The sequence below is a fragment of the Salinimicrobium marinum genome, from assembly GCF_014651535.1.
In the GTDB taxonomy this organism is placed as follows: domain Bacteria; phylum Bacteroidota; class Bacteroidia; order Flavobacteriales; family Flavobacteriaceae; genus Salinimicrobium; species Salinimicrobium marinum.
The window spans coordinates 499778-520123 of sequence record NZ_BMXB01000001.1 but is presented as its reverse complement, the minus strand read 5'-3'; the positions used below and the strand labels follow the sequence as shown (position 1 = coordinate 520123).

The 20346-nt window shown below is 38.6% G+C and carries 21 protein-coding genes; 17 read left to right on the top strand and 4 right to left on the bottom strand.

Translation table 11 applies throughout. From position 1 onward, the window contains the following. Positions 1 to 34: 34 nt before the first annotated feature. Positions 35 to 1120, bottom strand: coding sequence for an aminotransferase class V-fold PLP-dependent enzyme (locus tag IE056_RS02285; RefSeq protein WP_189602991.1), 1086 nt, complete (start codon positions 1118 to 1120; stop codon positions 35 to 37). A 66-nt stretch (positions 1121 to 1186) separates the two neighbouring features. Here IE056_RS02285 and IE056_RS18385 point away from each other — a divergent pair, with 66 nt between their 5' ends. From IE056_RS18385 to fabD, 5 genes are all read left to right on the top strand, one after another. Then, entirely contained in the window at positions 1187 to 1669 is a 483-nt protein-coding gene (locus tag IE056_RS18385; RefSeq protein WP_229793627.1) for a 2TM domain-containing protein, read from the top strand. Between the two features lie 3 nt (positions 1670 to 1672). Next, on the top strand, positions 1673 to 2164 hold the full coding sequence (locus IE056_RS18380) for a dihydrofolate reductase (RefSeq protein ID WP_229793626.1): 492 nt from the start codon (positions 1673 to 1675) through the stop codon (positions 2162 to 2164). Then, entirely contained in the window at positions 2148 to 3011 is an 864-nt protein-coding gene (locus IE056_RS02275) for a fructosamine kinase family protein (protein WP_189602990.1), read from the top strand. The genes IE056_RS18380 and IE056_RS02275 overlap by 17 nt, the downstream gene beginning before the upstream one ends. 96 nt (positions 3012 to 3107) lie before the next feature. Continuing rightward, positions 3108 to 3608: a pyridoxamine 5'-phosphate oxidase family protein gene (locus tag IE056_RS02270; RefSeq protein ID WP_189602989.1), complete on the top strand. Its 501-nt coding sequence runs from the start codon at positions 3108 to 3110 to the stop codon at positions 3606 to 3608. An 86-nt stretch (positions 3609 to 3694) separates the two neighbouring features. Then, positions 3695 to 4576, top strand: a complete 882-nt coding sequence (gene fabD, locus IE056_RS02265; RefSeq protein ID WP_189602988.1) for an ACP S-malonyltransferase — start codon at positions 3695 to 3697, stop codon at positions 4574 to 4576. Between the two features lie 76 nt (positions 4577 to 4652). Here the strand turns inward: fabD and IE056_RS02260 are convergent, their stop codons facing one another. After that, positions 4653 to 5786 (bottom strand): DegT/DnrJ/EryC1/StrS family aminotransferase, encoded by a 1134-nt coding sequence (locus tag IE056_RS02260; protein ID WP_189602987.1) that lies wholly within the window; start codon positions 5784 to 5786, stop codon positions 4653 to 4655. A 162-nt stretch (positions 5787 to 5948) separates the two neighbouring features. On the opposite strand from IE056_RS02260, the gene IE056_RS02255 reads away from it, so the two are divergent. The 6 genes from IE056_RS02255 (at position 5949) to IE056_RS02230 (ending at position 10471) form a co-directional block, all read left to right on the top strand. Beyond that, on the top strand, positions 5949 to 7112 hold the full coding sequence (locus IE056_RS02255; protein WP_189602986.1) for a 3-deoxy-D-manno-octulosonic acid transferase: 1164 nt from the start codon (positions 5949 to 5951) through the stop codon (positions 7110 to 7112). 118 nt (positions 7113 to 7230) lie between these two features. Then, positions 7231 to 7452 (top strand): hypothetical protein, encoded by a 222-nt coding sequence (locus IE056_RS02250; protein ID WP_189602985.1) that lies wholly within the window; start codon positions 7231 to 7233, stop codon positions 7450 to 7452. 140 nt (positions 7453 to 7592) lie between these two features. After that, positions 7593 to 7811, top strand: a complete 219-nt coding sequence (locus IE056_RS02245) for a hypothetical protein (RefSeq protein WP_189602984.1) — start codon at positions 7593 to 7595, stop codon at positions 7809 to 7811. Between the two features lie 173 nt (positions 7812 to 7984). Then, positions 7985 to 8653 (top strand): outer membrane beta-barrel protein, encoded by a 669-nt coding sequence (locus IE056_RS02240; protein ID WP_189602983.1) that lies wholly within the window; start codon positions 7985 to 7987, stop codon positions 8651 to 8653. 304 nt (positions 8654 to 8957) lie between these two features. Continuing rightward, positions 8958 to 10046: an endonuclease/exonuclease/phosphatase family protein gene (locus IE056_RS02235; RefSeq protein ID WP_189602982.1), complete on the top strand. Its 1089-nt coding sequence runs from the start codon at positions 8958 to 8960 to the stop codon at positions 10044 to 10046. Between the two features lie 182 nt (positions 10047 to 10228). Beyond that, positions 10229 to 10471 (top strand): hypothetical protein, encoded by a 243-nt coding sequence (locus tag IE056_RS02230; protein WP_189602981.1) that lies wholly within the window; start codon positions 10229 to 10231, stop codon positions 10469 to 10471. Positions 10472 to 10669: 198 nt separating this feature from the next. Here IE056_RS02230 and IE056_RS02225 read toward each other — a convergent pair whose 3' ends face one another. Further along, positions 10670 to 11134, bottom strand: coding sequence for a hypothetical protein (locus IE056_RS02225; protein WP_189602980.1), 465 nt, complete (start codon positions 11132 to 11134; stop codon positions 10670 to 10672). A 1110-nt stretch (positions 11135 to 12244) separates the two neighbouring features. Here IE056_RS02225 and IE056_RS02220 point away from each other — a divergent pair. The 3 genes from IE056_RS02220 (at position 12245) to IE056_RS02210 (ending at position 15120) form a co-directional block, all read left to right on the top strand. Continuing rightward, a complete protein-coding gene (locus IE056_RS02220; protein ID WP_189602979.1) occupies positions 12245 to 13003 on the top strand; it encodes a DUF6090 family protein in 759 nt (252 codons plus the stop codon). Positions 13004 to 13249: 246 nt separating this feature from the next. After that, complete coding sequence (locus IE056_RS02215; protein ID WP_189603414.1) at positions 13250 to 14014, top strand: DUF6090 family protein; 765 nt, start codon at positions 13250 to 13252, stop codon at positions 14012 to 14014. 65 nt (positions 14015 to 14079) lie between these two features. After that, on the top strand, positions 14080 to 15120 hold the full coding sequence (locus IE056_RS02210) for a serine hydrolase domain-containing protein (RefSeq protein ID WP_189602978.1): 1041 nt from the start codon (positions 14080 to 14082) through the stop codon (positions 15118 to 15120). Positions 15121 to 15164: 44 nt separating this feature from the next. Here IE056_RS02210 and IE056_RS02205 read toward each other — a convergent pair whose 3' ends face one another. Then, positions 15165 to 17261, bottom strand: a complete 2097-nt coding sequence (locus IE056_RS02205; RefSeq protein WP_189602977.1) for a helix-turn-helix domain-containing protein — start codon at positions 17259 to 17261, stop codon at positions 15165 to 15167. A 238-nt stretch (positions 17262 to 17499) separates the two neighbouring features. Between IE056_RS02205 and IE056_RS02200 the strand changes: the two genes are divergently transcribed. Genes IE056_RS02200 through IE056_RS02190 form a run of 3 tightly spaced genes read left to right on the top strand, consistent with a single transcriptional unit; the run spans position 17500 to position 20237 of the window. After that, entirely contained in the window at positions 17500 to 18072 is a 573-nt protein-coding gene (locus tag IE056_RS02200; RefSeq protein WP_189602976.1) for an ankyrin repeat domain-containing protein, read from the top strand. 21 nt (positions 18073 to 18093) lie between these two features. After that, a complete protein-coding gene (locus IE056_RS02195; protein ID WP_189602975.1) occupies positions 18094 to 19191 on the top strand; it encodes an acyltransferase family protein in 1098 nt (365 codons plus the stop codon). A gap of 50 nt (positions 19192 to 19241) precedes the next feature. After that, positions 19242 to 20237 carry an NAD(P)-dependent alcohol dehydrogenase gene (locus tag IE056_RS02190; protein ID WP_229793625.1) on the top strand — a complete coding sequence of 332 codons (996 nt, stop codon included), beginning with the start codon at positions 19242 to 19244 and terminating at the stop codon, positions 20235 to 20237. Positions 20238 to 20346 lie beyond the last annotated feature (109 nt).

Below are 20346 nucleotides of genomic sequence, written 5' to 3'. Positions count from 1 at the left end.
AAGGCTGCGGAAAATTCATTTTCTACAGCCTTTCTTATTTTTTAAAAGAATTTATTGCCTTTATAAGAGTATTTAAATCCTCGGAAGTATTGAAGTAATGGAAACTCACCCGAATTCCGGTGCCACGTTGGGAACAGATGATATTGTTGTTTCGTAAATGCTGAAAAAGGGCATCGTCCCCTTTGATATTGAACAGCGAAGAATGATCCTTTCTTTTGGAAACTTCAGGCTCCAGTAAATTCTCTTTTTCAAATGCTTCTCTTGCTTCAGCAGATATGGTTTTTACGGCTCTTTCTATCTCCTTGAGCCCAATTTTCTTAATTAAGTTTATTGCAGTGAGTAAACTTCCGAAGTTAAACGTATCCAGATGTCCCGGCTCAAACCTGCCGATAAAAATTCCTTCCTCAGCTTTATATTTTCCCTGGAGAGATCCGAAGCCGGCATATTTGGGATGGATCCTGCCTGCCACCGACTCCTTGAACAGGAAAAAAGCATTTCCATAACCGGCATTCATCCATTTGTAGGTGCTGCTTCCCAGCACATCAATTCCGGAAGCGTCGAATTTAAATTCTTCGGTTCCGCAGTATTGGGTGCCATCGGCTATAATGAGCATTTCTGGATGATCCTGCTTGAGGTTCTTCAGGAAATCCAGATCTATTTTGATTCCGTTGATCCACTGCACCAGGCTAAACGCAAAAAGATCGGGTTTTTCCCTTTTAACCACTTCAGCAATATTTTCCTCGAGGTTTTCATCAATTTTCGCATAGCAGGTTTTAAAATCCCGCGCTTCCACTGCGTGATTAATCGACGGATAGTCATTTTCCAGCAGCAGGAACTTTTTTCCCGGCTCCACGCCTTCCAATAGAACATTGAATCCGTAGGAAAAATTAGACGTGAGGGCTATTTGGTTTGGCGGACAATGGAAAAACTTCCCTACCGCCTTCCGCACATCGCTCAATAATGCTCCCTGGTTTTCTTTAAGGATGCTTCCAGAGATCAAAAAATCCAGATCATGATCCTGCCGAAATTCCAGGAGATCTTCAGAAAGAAGTCCTGAAGCTGCTGTATTTAAATAAGTATATTGCTTTAAGAGCGGAAATTGTTTTTTAAAATTTTTCATAAGCAGATAAGATTCCGAAGTAAAATCAATAAATTTGAATCAATACATCTAAAATACTGCTTTATTATGGCTTTTAAAAAGAATAAATCTTCCATAGACCCGGAGCAACGGGAAATGATCGAAAAAGCACAGGAACGTGCAAAACAGAAGAGAAGGCTTATTCAGCACTTTATTTTCTTTTTAATTGGCTCGGTTATTTTCATCATTCTCAATGCTTTCCTGGAATATGGACAGGATATTCAGCCTTTCGGACTCGACTGGTTCGTTTGGGCCATTATTATTTGGGCAGTGATTTTACTCCTTCACGTTTATAATGTCTTTGTTACCAACAGATTTTTAGGTAAAGACTGGGAAAACAGTCAAATTGATCGACTGGTTGCCAAACAACGGAAAAGGATCGAAGAACTGGAACGAAAAGTAGAAAAAGATCACCCGTTGCCAGATCCAGAAACCAGGAGGACTATCCCGGAAACCAATCCACAACCCAAACCATATACTAACCCAGGCGGCAATGATCCAATAGACCCAGATAAGCCAGTAAACTCTTAAGTTATGCCTGAAGTTACTTTGATTGCCGCTGCGGCAGAAAATAATGAATTGGGAAAGGACAAGGATTTAGTATGGCACCTGCCCGACGATTTTAAACGTTTTAAGCAGCTCACCACCGGCCATCATATCATCATGGGAAGAAAAACTTTTGAATCTTTTCCACAACCGCTTCCCAACCGCACCCATATTATTATAACAAGACAAAAAGATTATGAGCCAGACGGGGCCATTGTGGTTCATTCGCTGGAAAAAGCGCTGCAGATCGCACAGGTAGACCCACAACCCTTTGTGATTGGTGGAGGCGAGATCTACAAACTTTCCATGGAAAAAGCAGACAAGATAGAGCTTACCCGGGTGCATGGAACTTTTGAGGCAGACACTTATTTTCCGGAAATAGATCCTGATAAATGGAGACTGGTCTCTTCAGAATTTCATGAAAAAGATGAACGTCATGCGTATGCTTTCACTTACTTAACTTATGAACGTGCCAAATGATCTTCAAAAAATAATAGATCAATTAGAAGCCGCAGAAGGTTTCAAGGTTAGCAACTTTTCTTCCCTTTCGGGAGGAAGTATTAATACTGTTTATCTTCTGAAAACCACTTCGGGAGAAAGAGTGATCAAACTGAACAAAGCTTCTGAATTCCCCAGCATGTTCGAAGCCGAAAAAGAGGGTCTGGAAGCTCTAAGGAACAGTAATACCATAGACGTACCTGAAGCTTTTTCCTGTGGAACAATAGATTTCACATCCTATCTCCTGCTGGAACATAAACCTGAAGGGAAACCGTTGGCGGAGTTCCCCCGGTTATTTGCAGAAGATCTTGCCGCTTTACACAAAATCTCTGCCCCGGATTTCGGATTTCATTCCTCCAATTACATTGGAAGTTTACCGCAGTATAACGGAAAAGAAACTTCTGCTTCCGATTTTTACATTCATCAACGGATTGAGCCACAAATTAAAATGGCTTCAGAAAGAGGGTTCTCATTTTCAGATTTAGATACGATCTTTAAAAATATCGCCGCTGAAATTCCGGAAGAGAGTCCGGCGTTGATACACGGAGATTTATGGAGCGGGAATTACCTGGTAAATTCCGAAGGTAGGCCCTGCCTTATTGATCCTGCTGTTTCCTACGGCCCACGCGAAATGGATCTTGCCATGATGAAGCTTTTCGGAGGCTTTTCCGAAGAAATTTTCAGAAGTTACCAGGAAATATTTCCACTTGAACCAGGGTTTCAGAAGCGCATTCCGCTATGGCAGTTGTATTATCTACTGGTGCACCTGAATATTTTTGGCAGCAGCTATCTTTCACGCGTAAAAAGCATTCTTAACAATTTTTCGTAAGTAACTTAACACAACCGGTTTTCTTTTAGCAGTTCTTTAGCGCAAAAAGCCTTAGAATCCACTTATATTTAAGTAGTTAAATTTAAAAAGAAAACTATGAGTACAGAAAATCATAATAAGCCGGAAGCTAAAGAGAAAATGAAATCTCTTGCAGAAGATATTAAAATAGCCATGATGGTAACAGGTTTTGAACAAAAACCCCTTGATGCCATTCCTATGGCCACCAAAAAAGTAGATGAGGCGGGTAATATCTGGTTCCTCAGCCTTCGAAGTAGTGAGCACAATCAAAATATTGAAAGAACCGGGGCCATACAGTTGCTGTACAGTAAACCATCGGACATGGAATTTCTGAGTGTTTACGGTACCGGAGAAATTGTTACTGAAAAAGATGTATTGGAAGATCTTTATGAAAAAACCAGTGACAGCTGGTTTGATGGTGTAAATGATCCTCAATTAACGGCCATAAAGTTCACCCCTTCAGAAGCTTATTACTGGGATACGAAAGGCAACAAATATGTAACCTTGTTAAAGATGGGAGCTGCAGCTATCACAGGAAATGATCAGGACGTAGGCAGAAAAGGAAAATTAAAGCTATAAAAGAAAAAGCTTATCGAAAGACCTCATGAGTGGATAACATGAGGTCTTTTTTATTTTTCTATTTTTGCCAAATAAAATCTTCACATATGAAAGCATTTATTTTTCCCGGACAGGGAGCACAGTTCAGCGGGATGGGTAAAGATCTATACGAAAAATCTGCCCAGGCAAAAGACCTTTTTGAGAAAGCAAATGACATTCTTGGATTCTCTATTACAGATGTTATGTTCGCAGGAACTGCAGAAGATCTAAAGCAAACAAAAGTGACTCAGCCTGCAGTTTTTTTACATTCTGTGATTCTTAGCAAAGTAATGGGTGATTCTTTTGATCCCGACATGGTAGCCGGTCACTCCCTGGGAGAAATTTCTGCCCTTGTGGCTAACGGCGTCCTGGAATTTGAGGACGGACTAAAACTGGTATCCAAACGAGCCACAGCTATGCAGAAAGCATGTGAACTGGAAGAATCTACTATGGCAGCAGTTTTAGGACTGGAAGACCATCTTGTAGAATCTATTTGTGCGCAGACGAAAGGTATTGTAGTTGCGGCCAATTATAATTGTCCCGGACAACTGGTGATCTCAGGAGATCAACTGGCAGTAGAAAAAGCTTGTGAAGAGCTGAAAGAATTAGGAGCCCGCCGGGCGATGATCCTTCCGGTTGGAGGTGCTTTCCATTCTCCTTTAATGGAACCTGCAAGAGAAGAACTTGCAGCCGCTATAAAAGAAACAGAATTTAAAAATCCGAAGTGCCCGATTTATCAGAACGTAAGTACTTTTGCGGTTACAGACCCTGCAGCGATCAAGGAAAATTTAATGTTTCAGCTAACTGCTCCTGTAAAATGGACACAAAGTGTACAGAATATGATCAAAGACGGAGCTACGGAATTTGTGGAAATCGGCCCCGGAAAAGTTCTTCAGGGACTGGTTAAAAAAATAGATCGTACAGCACAAGTTTCTTCAGCAGAAATTTAGAAACGAATCATTATTTAAAAGCCGGCAAGAGAATTTCTTGCCGGCTTTTTTTATAACTAAAATTTAAATCTGCTGCTTAGCTATTCACAAATTCAATAACTTCTTTCGTGATAAAATTGATCTGCTCCTCATCCAGCTCTGTATGCATGGGAAGTGAAATCACCTCTTTCACCAGCTGATTGGTAACTGTAAAGTCCTCTTCCATGTATCGCTCATCTTTATATGCCTTTTGGCTATGCAAAGGGATTGGGTAATAGACTCCGCAGGGAATTTCCTTTTCATTGAGGTGCTTCACCAATGCATCTCTTTTTCCGTTCATTATCTTTAGGGTGTATTGATGATACACATGCGTATCATCACTCCCTACCGTGTAAGGTATTTCAATATTATCCTGCCCTTTAAATGCTTCGGAATATTTTTTAGCAGCCATTTGCCTTGCCTCGTTATAAGTATCCAGATTTGGCAATTTGGCTCTTAACACCGCCGCCTGAATACTGTCGAGACGTGAATTTACCCCAACCACATCGTGATGGTATCGTTCATACATTCCGTGGTTCACAATTCCGCGAATGGTATGTGCGAGGTCATCATCATTGGTAAAGATCGCTCCCCCGTCTCCGTAACAACCTAAATTCTTTGAAGGAAAGAAGGAGGTTGAAGCCACATGACCAATGGCTCCTGCCTTTTTCTTCTTACCATCTTTAAAATGATAATTTGCACCTATAGCCTGGGCATTGTCTTCAATTACATAAAGATTGTGCTCTTCGGCTATTTCCATGATGGCATCCATATTTGCCGCCTGCCCGAAAAGGTGCACCGGAACAATGGCTTTTGTTCTTGGTGTGATGGCTTTTTTTATAGCCTCAGGATCAATATTAAAAGTATCCGGCTCCACATCTACCAGGACAGGAGTTAACTGAAGTAATGCTATTACTTCCACTGTAGCAGCAAACGTAAAATCAGCTGTAATAACTTCATCTCCGGGTTTCAGGCCCAGTCCCATCATGGCGATCTGTAAGGCATCTGTTCCGTTTGCACAGGGAATCACATGTTTTACATCCAGGTACTCCTCCAGTTCTTTCTGAAATTGATGAACTTCGGGACCATTTATGAAAGCAGTAGAGTCTACAACTTCCAGAATTGACGAATTAACCTGATCTTTTATTTTTTCATACTGACCTTTTAAGTCAACCATTTGTATCTTATTCATATGCTTATATTATAGGTTTACGAAAATACGAAATATAGACCCTTTCGCCAATCCTATTTTTTTAATTTAGCAGTCAAAATCCTGATAGTGCATTTTCTTTATAATATATTAGTGAACGCTGCTGAAAAACTACTTCCGACAAGTGGATTGTTTAGCGAAAAAATGAAGCTCTTTGTTAGCGGAAGAAAAGATGTCTTCTCAAAGCTTGAACATGAATTATCGCCTAATGATAAAACTATTTGGTTCCATGCCGCATCCCTGGGAGAATACGAACAGGCGGTACCGGTAATTGAGATTGTAAAAAAACAGTTTCCGGAGAAAAAGATCGTGATTACCTTTTTTTCTCCCTCGGGTTATGAAGTAAAGAAAAATAAATCTTTGGGAGATGTTACCGTCTACCTACCCATCGATACAGCTTCCAATGTAAAGCGATTCTTAGATCGTGTGAATCCTGAATGGGCACTTTTTATCAAATATGAATTCTGGCCGAATTATCTTCAGGAATTGAAAAAAAGGAAAATCAGGACACTTCTTGTTTCAGGAGGCTTCAGGGAAGATCAGGTATTTTTCAAAACCTACGGAAGCTGGATGCGCTCCTATCTGCAGACTTTTGAACATTTCTTTGTCCAAAATGAAAAGTCTGTCCACCTTTTATGTTCGATCGGCTTTTCCAACGTTACTTTAAGTGGAGACACCAGATTTGATAGAGTTTCACATCAAATTGAACAAGATAATCACCTAGATTTTATTGAAGAATTCCAAAACGGAAAACTGTGTGTGGTGGCAGGCAGCACCTGGCCCGAAGACGAAGGCCTGCTGATCGATTTTATCAATAATGCTTCAGAAGAAGTAAAGTTTGTCATCGCTCCACATACTTTAAAACCTGGAAAAATTCAGCGGTTACAGCACCTCCTGAAAAAGAAATCTGTACTTTTTTCAGAAAAAGAAAAAAAAAATCTTGCCACATTCCAGGTTTTCATCATTGACATTATTGGTTTGCTCACCAAAATCTACAGCTACGCAGACATTGCATATGTTGGTGGCGCCGCCGGTAATACGGGCTTACATAATATTCTTGAACCTGCCACTTTTGGATTACCAATTATTATTGGAGGAAATTTTGAAAAGTTTCCGGAAGCTATTCAACTTCAGAAACTCGCGGGATTGTTTGCTGTAGCAAATAAAGAAGAACTTGCCACCATTCTTCAAAAGTTAATTGATGACAAAGATTTCAGAGGAAAAACCGGAATGATTTCCGGCCACTTTATAAATTCCCATACGGGTGCCACCAGGATTATTTCTGAATACCTTCTGAAGCATTCCTGACCCCGCAGTTAAAGAAAAATAATGCCTGTTTATCTATCTTAACCCCATTTTATAATGGCTCGCCTTTGCTTATTTAAAAATTAGTTTAAATTTGTCCTACTAATCAAACATAATGAACATGAAAAAATTATCACTAGTATTATTAGCTGCCGTATTTACATTGTCTATCTATTCTTGTAGAGAAACTACTGAAAACAACGAAACTAACGTTGACGATGTAGAAGCTGAATTCGAAGAAGCAGGACAAGAAATCGAAGAAGGTGCTGAAGAAGTTGGCAACGAAATCGAAGCCGGAGCTGAAGAAGTAGAAGCTGAAGTTGAAGGAACTGACGATATCTAGTCTTCCTCATTACAATTTTTAATTAAGGCTGTCTAAAAAGTTTTTAAAACGTCATTCTGAAACTCCCGATTCTTTGGGAAAGGTTGACAAAAAACTCCTTTTTAGACAGCCTCTTTTATTAACCTCTTATTTTTAATCCTATGAAAAAATTACTTGTATTTGTGTTTGCTATAGGCTTAACTATGTCTCTTACGTCTTGCAGGGAATCAACAGAACGAAAAGCAGAAGACGCTCTGGAAGCTGCCGGTGAAGACATTGAAAGAAACACTGAAAAGGCAGCTGAAGAACTTGAAAAAGGTGCTGAGAAAGTGGAAAGAGAGATCAACGAGGAGATAAATGAAGCGGATGACGTTCAATAAAATTACCGTATACCATTAAAAGCTACTCTTCGAAGTAGCTTTTTTTTAACCCATTAGCGAGATTTTACTTTGCATTAAAATTATTTCCTGCTTAGAACGTTATAACTTTATAAATTAGTTGAGATAACCGAAAAAATCTTTTTTATTTGTAACCCAGTACAGACACACATCTTATGAAACAATATATATTATCTCTATTTTTAATTTTTGGAGTTACTTCTTTAAGTCTTTCCCAGGAAATAAGTTATGGTCTCAAAGGAGGAATAAATTACACCATGGGCGGACAAATAACAGGAACTCAGGCAAGATTTTCTGATGAAACTTTTGAAGCCAATGGAGAGATCGGTTTTCATGGTGGTGCTTTTGGACAAATAAATTTCGGAAATTTTTTCGTACGCCCGGAAGTGGTTTATACCTCTCTGGAAAGCACTTTTGAATTTCCCAACCAGCCCGCTACTTATTCTGTAGAAACAGTTACAGTGCCCTTATTGGTAGGTTATAATATTTTTGGTCCGTTGGATATATATGCGGGTCCGGTTTATTCCAATGTTCTATCCTCCACCTTAGAAGGAGAAGAATTTTTAGATCCAATTGTAGTTCAGGATTCGCCCATCAATGCACAGATAGGAGCCAAAGTGGAATATGGAAGATTTGGAATTGACGTACGTTACGAACACAACCTCTCTTCTGAAGAAGTTCAGGGGCTTGATATCTTGAATGCTGAGTATGGAGTCAATGAAGCAACTTTTGATGATTCCAGACTTCATCAGGTAGTTGTGAGTATCATATTTAAAATTGGAGGCCCCGGATTAAATGAAAGACGCCGCCGACCTTGTTACTAGAAAAACATCTAAAATTCTTGTTTAAAGGCTGTCTGAAAAGCTCTAAAATCGTCATTCTGGATTTAGATTAGGTTGACAAAAAAAAGTGCTTTTAAAACAACCTTTTTGTAACCTTTTCCTTATTATCTACATCTGTTGTTAAATTATATAAATTACTACGGGAATTAAAACCAGGCAACTAAATGTACAGATCGCTATTTCCTCCTTTTTTTAGGATTTTTACAGTTAACGGAAAAATGAAAAATCTTTTGGCTTTTTGTTATTTTTTAAGGTAAATTCGATAAAAATACTCCGAAGCTATTTTATGACTATCCCCGAAATTGTTCTTTTAATTTGCAGTGTGTTAATGCTCATCCCCACACTGGCATCTCTTACTAAATTTGATCAATGGTGGGTTAGAGGGTTTGATTTTCCAAGGTTGCAAATATGCTTCCTGATTATCCTGGTTCTTGCGTTTTCTTTATTTTACTACACCTTTGAAGAAACCTGGCAGGTAGTGCTGGTATCCCTCTTGTTCGCCAGTTTTGTATATCAAGCTATAAAAATATACCCATATACCATTCTCGCTAAAAAACAGGTGCTGAAGTACAAAGGAAGTAGCCAGACTAGCCACATTTCAATCCTTGTTAGCAACGTTCTCACTACCAACGACAACTATTCAAAGTTAATCGCCAGAGTCCACAAAAAACAACCTGATATTGTTCTCACCCTGGAAACAGATAAAAAATGGGAGGATGCCATATCTGAACTTGAAGAGGATTATCCTTTTACAGTGAAGATTCCGCAGGACAATCTCTACGGAATGCACCTGTATTCTAAATTAGAGTTAGAAGAGATTGAGGTAAAATATCTTATTTCAGATGAGATCCCTTCAATACATGGATATACCCGATTAAGAAGCGGAGAAAAGGTTCATATCCACTGTTTACATCCAAAACCGCCAAGCCCAACCGAAGATAGCACATCAACCAACCGTGATGCAGAACTACTTTTGATTGGAAGGGAAATTAAACCTAAAGAAGAACCTGTTCTGGTATTTGGAGATCTTAATGATGTTGCCTGGTCAAGAACCACGAGACTCTTCCAACGCATTAGCGGATTGCTCGATCCAAGGATTGGTCGCGGATTTTATAACACCTATCACACAGGCTACTCTTTCTTTAGATGGCCTCTTGACCATATTTTTCACACCGAAGATTTTTGTCTTGTAGAGATCAAAAGACTGAAAAGTATAGGATCAGATCACTTCCCTATGTATGTTAAGCTGAATTATGAACCCCGGAAGCAACATCTGCAGGATGAACCTGAAGAAGCAGACAGCGAAGAAAAAGAATGGGCAGATGAAAAAATTGAAAAAGGTGAAGAGAAAGAAGGAAAATCCTATAACTCCTGAAATTACTTTGATCAGGTTTTGTGACCGGAGTATTTTATCGTTTTAATAATAATTTACTTACACATACATCAGTACTTACTTCACCACTTTATGCTACAAGTTAACCCTTAACAATTTTATTCGCCATCCATTAATATTTTTCATTTATATTTGACATGTATATTGTTATAAATCTGATGGTTATGAATAAAGTTAAATGCGAAGTTTGCTCGGGTTTTGGAATGGGACCTGCTACTATAAATGTATATGAAGAGACCTGTACTTCCTGCAATGGAAAAGGTTATTTTGACAATCCCGAAGATGCTATTGATCATTCTATAGAATCTGCTACACGTTCAGTTCCAAACTGGAGAAATGTTTCCCGGGAAATGATTAAGTTCCAGACTATAAGAATGAGAAGAGACTTTAAAGATACTGATTACTAAAGAATATATAATTTCCAGTAAAAGGATAATCAAGAAAAGTTCTTAATAAAAAATAACTCCTGAACTACAGAAAACCATACTCTGAAAAAAAAATTAAGCATCAATTCCCAAGCTGAAGTACAATTTCTTTGAAAAAAGAAGATCTAATTTTTGAATTTCAGGATATTAGGGGTGTCCCGCTAACCTGTAAAGAAAAAATTAATTTTTGCTGAATAACCTATCTAATTGTTTTTGGGATAGAAAGAATAAACTGTTCAATCCGTTTTTACGCAGCACCGCTATGCGAATTGAGGAATAGGCATAATCTACCATTATCTTTTCGCCATTACCAATATTTTTAATCCGGCTTTCCTGGGAGGTAAAACCCTTCTTCAGAAACCTATAAAACTCTTCCAGATCTTGTTCATCTCCGTAAAGAGAAATAGTTTCAGGTTCGTAATATTGTGGCGAATCAAGGTTATGGTAAGTAATAATATAGTGGTTCTGCCCTTCCCCCGGGAAATAGGACAGATTTACTGCTCCCGGCAACTTACTGGAAACTCCTAACGGGACAGGTTTTTTCTCAATTCCTGGATATGGACTTTGCGCTAAGGCACCTATAGTCAGCAGCAACAAAAGCAGAAAAGAAGCAGCAGTTTTCATATCATCTTCGTCTGCAAACAAGATAAGAAATTTTTAAAAGCAGAGTAAAAAAGGAATGGAATGATATTCATTGTTAACTGAAATCATTAAAGATACTTGGTCAAATTCTAGAATTAAAAATAAAACTATAACAACAAAAACCAAAAAACCCTCTAAATCAATAAGATAAAGAGGGTTTATGTACTCGGAGCGGGATCTTGAATTACATTTAATTTAAATCAATTTATTTTAATTTACCACTATACACCTGGTTTAAAAGGTTTTATAATATTTTTAGACAGCCAATTCAAAGCTGGTTTCTGGAAAATTCGGAGATTGCGCTAAAAAGGCAAAAGCCACCAATAAAAGAACGGGTGGTGCACCTACCCCAAGAATTGTCCTTTTAACTCTTCCAAAATTGAAAAGGATTTGCAGTCTGGAATTTATAACTGGCTTTTTTCTTTAGCCTTTTTCGCTGTGATTTATTATGTTATGTTAATTATGGCACTAAATGCAGAAGTTCGTATTAATAATTCATATACACTTCCGGAGTTCCTAAGTAGTGCATGGTGGACATTAAGGTCAGTACTTTTATGAGGAATTGCTCTTTCGCGGAGCATTACTTGTTTTGGCAATGAAATATCTCGTAAGCTTAGAGGCATCTCCCTGTCCTCTATTGTCTTTGGTGTTTTTCATTGGTTTTCATATGATGTTTTTGGAGATATCCCGCAAATGATTTACACCTTATTAATTACAGGAGTAGGAGGAATTGCCTTTGCATTTGCCCTAACCCGATCGCTCTACTTGCCTATTGGTGACAATCACCACCTTTTCCCAGGGACCTTCGGGTGATCAACTCTTAATTTCCTCAACTGAAAATACTCTTGGTGGTTGGTGGAGTTTAATTTTTTTCCTTTATCAAATTATTCTGTCGCATATAGTAATTTTTGTTTGTTTAAGAATTTTTAAAAAAGATGCGATAATTATAAGTAGTACATTTCATCAGATTCTTAAGTACCGAGGTTCAACACTAAAAAAGGTTTCGGGTCTTAGAAAAATTAACTAAATTTATTAACTATTCTGATCAATCCGAAGCTCTATTTTTTTAAAGAATTTTAGATAACTATAGAAACGAGATTCAAATATTTCCAAATGAAGTTTTTCAGAAATATTAGAAAAAGATTCCTCTACAAGAACAAATTCAGCAAGTATCTCGGGTATGCCTTGGGAGAAATTACCTTAGTTGTAATTGGAATATTAATTGCCCTCGCCATCAATAACAGAAACCAGGATCGAATAAATGAAAAAAATGAACAAATTTATCTGACAGGGCTGAGGGAAGAATTCCAGACGAGTAAATTGAAGTTGACAGAATTGATCGCAGTCAATCAGGCCAACTACATTGGAGCTAAGGAAATACTCAGATATACCACCGCGAATGAATTGCCCGTTGAAATAGTATTTTCCACACTGTTGTACAATACATTTTCTTCAGATGTTGCTTTTAATCCAAACAATTCCCTCCTGTTAGAAATGATTAACTCTGGTAATTTGAAAAATCTTTCAAATACTGAATTGCGAAAACAGCTGACAAACTGGACCGCTACTCTGGAAGATATTTCAAGACAGGAAGAAGAATTAGCAATTCAAAGAGAAAAGGTTCTTGATATGTTTCGAAAAAATGAGAGCAGCCTGAGTACAATTTTTAAGCAAGCGGGAGTTTATGACGATCTTGATCTTCCAAAGTCCAGAAATGATGTAAGTAACTTGGGCTTATTAAAATCGACAGAATTTGAGAATAACATTCTGATGTTTATCCTTACCAGTTATGCAACAGAAAAAGCACACTATTATCCGCTAATGCAAGATATAGATGGAATTTTAGAACTGATCCAGAATGTAAGAAAGTAATGAAAGGCTATAATTAATGTAATTAAATATCTTTTCCTTTGCAACTTTTGAAAATTTAGTGGTTTGCCGGAATGGATGAAAAGCTGAATCATTTACACATTTATTAAAATATACAGGTTTACAAAGATCAACCTTTAGATAAAAAGGTACAGGTCCATTTCTCCGGTAAGCAGAATGATTATGCTTCCTGAGAATAACTGTTAGTCTTCTGAAATACCCAATAATTGTTACTATAAATTTTTAATGATGAAGTTCTTTAGAAAGATTCGCCAAAAATTACTTACCGAGAGTAAGTTCAACAAGTATTTCATGTATGCTATTGGAGAAATAGTACTTGTTGTAATCGGAATTTTGATTGCCCTGCAAATCAACAACTGGAACCAGGTTAGAAAAGATGACCAAATCTTAAAAGATTATTTAGGAAAAATAAAGGTCCACACCTTGGAGGATCTGCGCATTCTGGACACATTAACAAAATATAGAACACAAATAGCCACACAATGTAAAAAGGCTCGAGTACGAATTCTGGATAAAACTGAAGATGAGGACCTGTTTCTCTTTATGTCTTGCGGGGTCGCCTTTGCAGATTTCTATTTCAAACCCAATACCGGCGGGTATGAAGCCTTAAAGAATTCAGTTTATTTTGGAAAGATCAACAATACCTCCCTTGATTCCCTCTTGACCAACTACCATAGCATAATAGAGGACATTGCAGAAAATGAGAAGAGCTATAACGAATATGTCGTAAATCAGGAGACCTATCTTTCTACCCAATTCGATACATCCTTAATTCTCGCTTCTGCTTTTTTGCCACAGGATTCCCTCAAAATAAGAGCCACACCCCAATCTGAATATTACCAGGTCTTTGAGGAATATACAGCATCTGCACCCTATAGAAATGTCATTAGTCTGGCCGCCTTTCAATTAGACGCTATGGTTTTGCAATACGGACAATTAAAAAATGTAGGCCATGGTATCATCAAAGAAATTGATGTGCTCGATGATAAGTAATTTGTTTTTTGACCTTGGCTTGAAATAATTGTGAAAATCAACAATAATATTTACGGTTTAAAATCATGAAAGAAAACAAAGTAAAACGATTTCTCCGAATAGGATTTATTATTGCAAGCATAGGCTCCTTGTATTTCGTTCCATGGATCTTGGTAAAGGCGTGGATTATGCCATTACCAGACACGGTTCAGGAGCAATTAGATGAAGGAATCGATCTTGGGTTTGATGGAATGATCGTTTATGTAGACCAGGCCGGGAAGCCACCGGAGTTCTATGCCGCTGGTTGGCATGACCGGGAAAACGAAATACCTGCCTATCCGCAAGCTTTATTCAAAATTGCCAGTATTACCAAGCTCTACATCGCTGTTGCTACGACAAAACTAGTAAAAGAGGGGTGTCTTTCTTTGGATAATACACTCGCTGACTACTTTCCGGAACTTGCTGACAGAATTGAATATTCAGACAGAATCACATTAAGAATGATGGTGCAGCATCGCAGCGGCATTCCCAACTTTGTAGACCATCCTGACTTCTGGGTAAAGCCTCCAAAAAGCAGGCAAGAAACACTTGATTATGCTCTAGATCTGCCAGCTGACTTTGAACCAGGTGAAGATTATGGCTATTCAAATACGAATTATATGTTGATTGAGGACCTCATCGATAAAACGCTGGGATATCCCCACCAGCAATATATCAAAGAGGAAATCTTGGACCCTCTTGGGCTCAAAAATACTTTCGGCTCGCTTAGTGAAATAGATATTGAAGATGTCATGAGTGGATATTATGTGGGCACTGATGAAGATTTTAAATATGAAGACACAGGCTTAATGCTGTCTACAGCAGAGGATGTGGGTATATTTCTGAGGGCGTTAAACGATGGTTCTGTTTTTAATGATGGGGAACAGGAAATCTATTCTTCTCTTTACGAATACGAACATACAGGTCTTCTTCCTGGATATCAAAGTATTGCAAAATATCACAAAAAGATGGACACCATCATTATTCAGTTTAACAATACAACCAACTTTAATGGATATGACTGGAATTTAGCGGAAATTGTATATAACAGGATTGTAAAGATAGTAAGGAACAGAGAAGACTCTTAGCTGACCTAAAGAACTACAAAGTTACCAGTTAATGGTTCTCCTGATTATATCACTCCTTCTTCCTCAAGTGATGCCCTTAGCTGGTTATGTCCTTTCCAGAATCGTTCCTCGATCTTCTGCATGGTCTTGTCGAAGTCCGGATGACTTTTAAGTGGGGCAAGGATAGGGTCCATTTCCATAAACAGCACAATCCAGTATTGGACATTATCCTGAGTTGCAAAGACTTTTAATTGCTCCATTGCTAGGTCATTTTTCCCTTCATGTACATACTTCACAGCCATACTGGCACTTTTGTAGATCGATTGATCCCCTTCGCAATAATCACTATAGGTTTTGAAAAGATCTTCCGCCTCTTTCTCAAGCCCCATCTTTTGATAGACAATTCCGATCTTGGCATTTTCATGAGGGTAAATATCCAGACCGTATCTTTGCTTCCCTTTGACAAACTTGTCGTAGTAAAAAAAGGCGGTTTCATAATCTTGCTGGAAATAATATAATTTCGCCACTTCCTGCAGGATGTCCAGGCGGGTCGTATCCTTCTGCCACTCCCTCACCAACAGCTCTTTTGTGCGCTCGATATCGCGGTCCTTTGCGTATAAAATGTATGCTTTCAAGTAAGGCGAATACTCATTCTCCGGGTGGTGCTCTATAGATTTGTTGATATATTTTAGTGCTTCATCCACAAATCCCGTCTGTGCCAGTGCATTGCTAAGGTGCAGATAAATATAGCTCTTCTGTATAGAATCGTTGGCGGCAATATCAAGCTGTATACCTTTAAGAGCATACTCCAGGTACTTTGAGGTATTGGGGATGTACTGGGAGTACAGATCGGCAAGCGTCTGTATCACTGCAGATGAGTTGGGATTGTATTCAAGGGCTTTCTCAAGATGAGGAAGAGCCAGACGGTACTCATTTGTATGCATATAATAAAACGCCTTGGCAAGGAGGCTTTCCGGCAACCTGGAATCATAAAGCAGCGCCTTGTCAGCATAGTTATTGATTTTGTCGGTATATTGTTTTTCTGCCTGATAGATATCGAGAAAGTAATAAGCTATTGCAACGTTGGCGTAAGCCAGGGCGAACTGAGGATCTTCTTTAATCGCCTTTTCAAATAAAGGAATGGACTTTTCCAATCCTTCTTTGGTCCTGTAATAAAAATGATCCAGTGCCTGAAGATAATAATCATACGCCAACAGGTTTTCAGTTGGTTTTTTCTGAATTTGCCTTAGTTCGGCGGGAGTGACTATCGGTTTTACAGAGTTCACAATTTTAGTAGCCACCTCATTCTGAATTGCAAAAATATCCACTACTTCGCGATTGTATTGTGCGGACCAAAGATGCCGGTCACCAGAAGCATCTATCAGCTGGATATTTAACAAAACCTGGTCTCCTACTTTCTGTCCACTGCCTTCAACAAGATAGCTTACATTAAGTTCTTCGGCTATTTCCGGAATTGACTTGGTGGTGTTCCTGTATTTTTCTACTGATGACCGACTGATCACCCGCAGGTCTCTGATCTTCTGCAGGTTATTTAGTGTAGATTCCATTAGGCCATTTACAAAATACAGGTTTGAAGAATCACTGCTTTCATTCTTGAATGGTAAAACCGCTATCGACTTCTCTGGTAGAGCATCACTTACCTTCGGTGGAGCTTGTTTATAAAAAACAAGGAAAGACACAATTAGAATTCCCAGTATGGACAATGTGATTATCAAAGCCCGGGTTGGTATCTTTCGGGTTGGCTCTTCATCGGAAATCTCCAAGGCCTCCGGCTCTTGTTTTTTAGGCTCCGTATTTTCCACTTCCTGACTACCAACTTCACCGGGGGAATATCCATAGTGCTCCCTGAAACATTTGATGAAATAAGATGAACTACCAAAACCCACTTTATAGGAAATCTCTGAAACACTAATAGAAGTTTCCTTCAGCATATCCATTGCTATTTCCAGTCGTACCTGCCGGATGAACTGACTTGCTGAAAGACCGGTGGCCTTTTTAATTTTTCTCAGCAGGTTGGAACGGCTCATACTCAATACTTCGGCCAGTTCAGAAACCCCGAATTGATCGTTTGAAGATTGTTCCACAATTACTGCGGTTGCCTTACTGAGAAAATCTCCCCTGTCTGATTTACTATCTATCATTGCATTCATTGACCTGATGAAATTAGGGAAAATTCCTTAAAGATCTTCTTACTAAAATATTACATAAAAGCTTGTTAAGGTATGATGTTGCATCATAAATTATATCCCTGCGTCATAATTTTTATGCCTGATCGAAATTTTATGGTTTTGGCAACATGGTTTTTATGTCCTGCATCCTTCCTTAATTCATCTTTGTATTAAGCAAAATTAATAATTAAAAAACCAAAAATTTAAAATTATGAAAACACTTAAAGCTAATTCTCTAAGAGTACTTATGAGCCTAATTATGGTTGCCGTTCTATTTCCTGCTTGCAGTCAGAACAGTAAAAGATCCAATGATCAGGCTGTGATCGAGAAACCTGAAATGGACATTCACACTGCTGCAATGTCTGATAACCTTGAGGTGATAAAGCAACATATTGAAGCCGGAACTGATATCAATACAAAAGACCAGTTTAGCGGTTCTACACCATTAAATTCCGCAGCAGTATTCGGTAAGACGCAAATTGCTAAGGAATTAATAGATGCGGGCGCAGATCTTTCCATCAAAAATAATGACGGATCTACTCCCCTTCATACTGCCGCCTTCTTTGGCCGAATAGAGATTGTACAAATGCTAATAGATGCCAAAGCCGATAGGACCCTTCGAAACAATTTTGGTGCGACACCAAGGGAAACTGTAGCGGGTTCATTTTCAGAGGTCAAGCCGATCTACGAAATGATGCAGCAGCAGCTGTCACCATTAGGATTGCACCTCGATATGGAAGAGCTTAAAAAGAATCGTCCTGTCATTGCAATGATGTTGCAGTAAAATTATTAATCCAGAATAACGATGAAAACACAAAGAAGATACGATATTGACTGGCTGCGGGTAATCGCAATAGGATTGCTTCTAATTTATCACATTGCCATTGTCTTCCAGCCATGGGCCATGTTAATGGGTTTCATAAGGAGTGATGAAGCAGTGGAAGGTTTGTGGAAACCAATGAGCATGCTAAATGTATGGCGCATTCCTTTGCTGTTCTACGTTTCGGGAATGGGCGTTTATTTTGCCATCCAAAAACGCAACTGGAAAGAACTGCTGCTAGAGCGTAGTAAACGAATCCTGCTGCCGTTCCTCTTCGGGATCATCGCAATAACCCCCTTACATTTTCTCATTTTTCAGAAGTATTATAACCTTCCGTTAGGTTATTATGCGCATCAGGGACATTTATGGTTCTTAGGAAACATTGTTGCGTATGTATTGATACTGTTGCCGCTATTCATTTACCTGAAGAGAATAACGGAAAGCAGATTTGCAAAAGGCTTATCCCTCTTCATGGGAAATCCTATCGGTCCTCTAGCACTTTCCGTCTTCTTTGTACTTGAAATTGTTATAACTAAACCACAAATCTTTGAATTGTACGCGGAAACATGGCATGGCTTCTTTATTGGACTCCTGGCCTTCTTTTTTGGATTTATCTTCGTATATAGTGGGAAAGCCTTTTGGGTAACGGTTTTAAAATGGAGATGGCTTTACATTGCCCTGGCAGCTGTTCTGTATACCTTCCGCTTAATGGAAGTACCATCCATTGGTTTTTTAGTCGCAATAGAATCCAATTGTTGGATTTTCGGACTTTTTGGATTGGGATACAAATATTTGAATAGACCGAGCACAATTTTGGCTTATTTGAGTAGGGCTGCCTATCCTGTTTATATCATTCACATGTTTGTCCTCTACGCAGGAGCCATGATGATCTTGCCCCTGGAGATACCGGTTTTATTAAAATTTGTAGCTATAGTTATATTTACAGGAATAGGATGTTATCTCATTTATGAATTCCTAATTAGGAGAATAGGATTTTTAGGACCGTTATTTGGACTCAAATGGAATTTCAAAAACGAGAAAGAAACTGAAAGAATTGTAAATTCCGCTGAGAGCACATCATAGTTGTCCCTTTTCTTGATAAAATCTGTCGAAATGATAATAAATGAGAAATTATGAAGAATAAAAAAATGAAAGCAATGCTGGCTATGGGATATGGTTCCCCGGATGTGCTTCAGCTTAAAGAGGTGGAAATTCCAACCCCTAGTCCCAATGAAGTATTAGTAAAGGTGAAAACATCATCGGCTACAACTGCCGATACGATGATGCGTACAGGAAAACCCTATATAGGTCGGCTCTTTCTTGGCTTTAAGAAACCCAAACATCCTATTCCCGGTACAGGATTTGCCGGAATAGTTGAGGAGGTGGGTACCAAAGTCAATAGCCTGAAAGTGGGGGATAGGGTCTTTGGAGAAACCACTTTAGGATTTAGTGCAAATGCCGAATACCTAACGGTCTCTGGAAATGGAGTTGTCCTGCTAATGCCCGAGAATATGGACTTCAATGAAGCGGCCAGCTTTGGTGATGGTCATCTTACTTCTTATAATTTCCTTAAAGAGATAGCCGAAGTTCAACCCGGTGAGAGGGTACTAATCAATGGAGCTTCTGGCGCATTGGGTACCTCGGCAGTCCAAATCGCCAAATACTTCGGCAGTCATGTAACGGCGGTATGCAGTTCCAGAAATTTTGAACTGGTGAAATCTCTTGGGGCAGACGAGCTTATGGACTACCGAAAAAAAGACTTTACGAAATCTGGACAGAAATTCGACTATGTCTATGATACAGTAGGGAAAAGCTCCTTTAAAAAATGCCGGAAAATTCTTTCGGAAAAAGGGATTTACTTATCTCCTGTTCTAAAGATGTCCCTTCTGATTGATATGCTGAAGACTTCATTAACTAGGAAGAAAAAAGCCATTTTTCAGGCTACAGGAACGAAAGGTAATGACAAACTACGCGTACTTCTTATTAACGTTCTTGACATTTATAAGGAAGGAAAGCTCAAAACAGTTGTCGATCGGCAGTTTACATTGGAGAAACTTGGTGATGCACATAAATACATTGAGACTGGACACAAAAGGGGTAATGTTATTATTGCTAACTATTTTTCCTAAATCAATTAATATAAAAAACATTTTCTTGTTTTAAGAAGCTTAATAACCTTGACAGTCTGGAATAAATTAGTTCCCGATTAAAATTAAGATTTCCCTATAAAGATATTCC

Coding starts and splice junctions, on each gene's coding strand:
- IE056_RS02260 (WP_189602987.1), bottom strand. CDS start 5,786: ATGAATAAGATACAAATGGTTGACTTAAAAGGTCAGTATGAAAAAATA.
- IE056_RS02220 (WP_189602979.1), top strand. CDS start 12,245: ATGAAGTTTTTCAGAAATATTAGAAAAAGATTCCTCTACAAGAACAAA.
- IE056_RS18385 (WP_229793627.1), top strand. CDS start 1,187: ATGGCTTTTAAAAAGAATAAATCTTCCATAGACCCGGAGCAACGGGAA.
- IE056_RS02235 (WP_189602982.1), top strand. CDS start 8,958: ATGACTATCCCCGAAATTGTTCTTTTAATTTGCAGTGTGTTAATGCTC.
- IE056_RS02240 (WP_189602983.1), top strand. CDS start 7,985: ATGAAACAATATATATTATCTCTATTTTTAATTTTTGGAGTTACTTCT.
- IE056_RS02275 (WP_189602990.1), top strand. CDS start 2,148: ATGAACGTGCCAAATGATCTTCAAAAAATAATAGATCAATTAGAAGCC.
- IE056_RS02270 (WP_189602989.1), top strand. CDS start 3,108: ATGAGTACAGAAAATCATAATAAGCCGGAAGCTAAAGAGAAAATGAAA.
- fabD (WP_189602988.1), top strand. CDS start 3,695: ATGAAAGCATTTATTTTTCCCGGACAGGGAGCACAGTTCAGCGGGATG.
- IE056_RS02210 (WP_189602978.1), top strand. CDS start 14,080: ATGAAAGAAAACAAAGTAAAACGATTTCTCCGAATAGGATTTATTATT.
- IE056_RS02200 (WP_189602976.1), top strand. CDS start 17,500: ATGAAAACACTTAAAGCTAATTCTCTAAGAGTACTTATGAGCCTAATT.
- IE056_RS18380 (WP_229793626.1), top strand. CDS start 1,673: ATGCCTGAAGTTACTTTGATTGCCGCTGCGGCAGAAAATAATGAATTG.
- IE056_RS02285 (WP_189602991.1), bottom strand. CDS start 1,120: ATGAAAAATTTTAAAAAACAATTTCCGCTCTTAAAGCAATATACTTAT.
- IE056_RS02190 (WP_229793625.1), top strand. CDS start 19,242: ATGAAGAATAAAAAAATGAAAGCAATGCTGGCTATGGGATATGGTTCC.
- IE056_RS02255 (WP_189602986.1), top strand. CDS start 5,949: ATGAAGCTCTTTGTTAGCGGAAGAAAAGATGTCTTCTCAAAGCTTGAA.
- IE056_RS02230 (WP_189602981.1), top strand. CDS start 10,229: ATGAATAAAGTTAAATGCGAAGTTTGCTCGGGTTTTGGAATGGGACCT.
- IE056_RS02205 (WP_189602977.1), bottom strand. CDS start 17,261: ATGATAGATAGTAAATCAGACAGGGGAGATTTTCTCAGTAAGGCAACC.
- IE056_RS02245 (WP_189602984.1), top strand. CDS start 7,593: ATGAAAAAATTACTTGTATTTGTGTTTGCTATAGGCTTAACTATGTCT.
- IE056_RS02250 (WP_189602985.1), top strand. CDS start 7,231: ATGAAAAAATTATCACTAGTATTATTAGCTGCCGTATTTACATTGTCT.
- IE056_RS02195 (WP_189602975.1), top strand. CDS start 18,094: ATGAAAACACAAAGAAGATACGATATTGACTGGCTGCGGGTAATCGCA.
- IE056_RS02215 (WP_189603414.1), top strand. CDS start 13,250: ATGAAGTTCTTTAGAAAGATTCGCCAAAAATTACTTACCGAGAGTAAG.